The following is a 1,553-nucleotide window of genomic DNA, read 5'->3' on the forward strand; positions in this document are numbered from 1 at the left end:
AGGGGAGTGGTGGAGCCGTCGGACCAGATCTGTAGTAGGTAAGTGATGGGGTGACGCAGGAAGGTAGTCCATCCCGGGCGGTGGTTGTCCCGGGGTAAGGGTGTAGGGCGTTGTGCAGGTAAATCCGTGCAACTTGTGTCTGAGACCTGATGCCGAGCCGATTGTGGTGAAGTGGATGATCCTATGCTGTCGAGAAAAGCCTCTAGCGAGTTTCATGGCGGCCCGTACCCTAAACCGACTCAGGTGGTCTGGTAGAGAATACCGAGGCGTTCGGGTGAACTATGGTTAAGGAACTCGGCAAAATGCCCCCGTAACTTCGGGAGAAGGGGGGCCACTCCAGGTGACGGGATTTACTTTTTGAGCTTGGGGTGGCCGCAGAGACCAGCGAGAAGCGACTGTTTACTAAAAACACAGGTCCGTGCGAAGCCGTAAGGCGATGTATACGGACTGACGCCTGCCCGGTGCTGGAACGTTAAGGGGACCGGTTAGTCGATCTTCGGGTCGGCGAGGCTGAGAACTTAAGCGCCAGTAAACGGCGGTGGTAACTATAACCATCCTAAGGTAGCGAAATTCCTTGTCGGGTAAGTTCCGACCTGCACGAATGGCGTAACGACTTCTCGACTGTCTCAACCATAGGCCCGGTGAAATTGCATTACGAGTAAAGATGCTCGTTTCGCGCAGCAGGACGGAAAGACCCCGGGACCTTTACTACAGTTTGATATTGGTGTTCGGTTCGGCTTGTGTAGGATAGGTGGGAGACTGTGAAGCGGCCACGCCAGTGGTTGTGGAGTCGTCGTTGAAATACCACTCTGGTCGTGCTGGATGTCTAACCTGGGTCCGTGATCCGGATCAGGGACAGTGTCTGATGGGTAGTTTAACTGGGGCGGTTGCCTCCTAAAGGGTAACGGAGGCGCCCAAAGGTTCCCTCAGCCTGGTTGGTAATCAGGTGTTGAGTGTAAGTGCACAAGGGAGCTTGACTGTGAGACCGACGGGTCGAGCAGGGACGAAAGTCGGGACTAGTGATCCGGCGGTGGCTTGTGGAAGCGCCGTCGCTCAACGGATAAAAGGTACCCCGGGGATAACAGGCTGATCTTCCCCAAGAGTCCATATCGACGGGATGGTTTGGCACCTCGATGTCGGCTCGTCGCATCCTGGGGCTGGAGTCGGTCCCAAGGGTTGGGCTGTTCGCCCATTAAAGCGGTACGCGAGCTGGGTTTAGAACGTCGTGAGACAGTTCGGTCCCTATCCGCTGTGCGCGTAGGAGTCTTGAGAAGGGCTGTCCCTAGTACGAGAGGACCGGGACGGACGAACCTCTGGTGTGCCAGTTGTTCTGCCAAGGGCATGGCTGGTTGGCTACGTTCGGGAGGGATAACCGCTGAAAGCATCTAAGCGGGAAGCCTGCTTCGAGATGAGGGCTCCCACCCCCTTTGAGGGGTTAAGGCTCCCAGTAGACGACTGGGTTGATAGGCCGGATATGGAAGCCAGGTGACTGGTGGAGTTGACCGGTACTAATAGGCCGAGGGCTTGTCCTCAGTTGCTCGCGTCCACTGTGT

The 1,553-nt window shown here is 56.5% G+C and carries 1 rRNA gene; it reads left to right on the forward strand.

The features are described from left to right. A 23S ribosomal RNA gene (locus GA0115259_RS12675) occupies nucleotides 1-1,532 on the forward strand; the annotation flags it as partial. Nucleotides 1,533-1,553 lie beyond the last annotated feature (21 nt).

Origin of the sequence: Streptomyces sp. MnatMP-M17 (assembly GCF_900091995.1) — a bacterium.
Classification (GTDB): Bacteria; Actinomycetota; Actinomycetes; order Streptomycetales; family Streptomycetaceae; genus Streptomyces.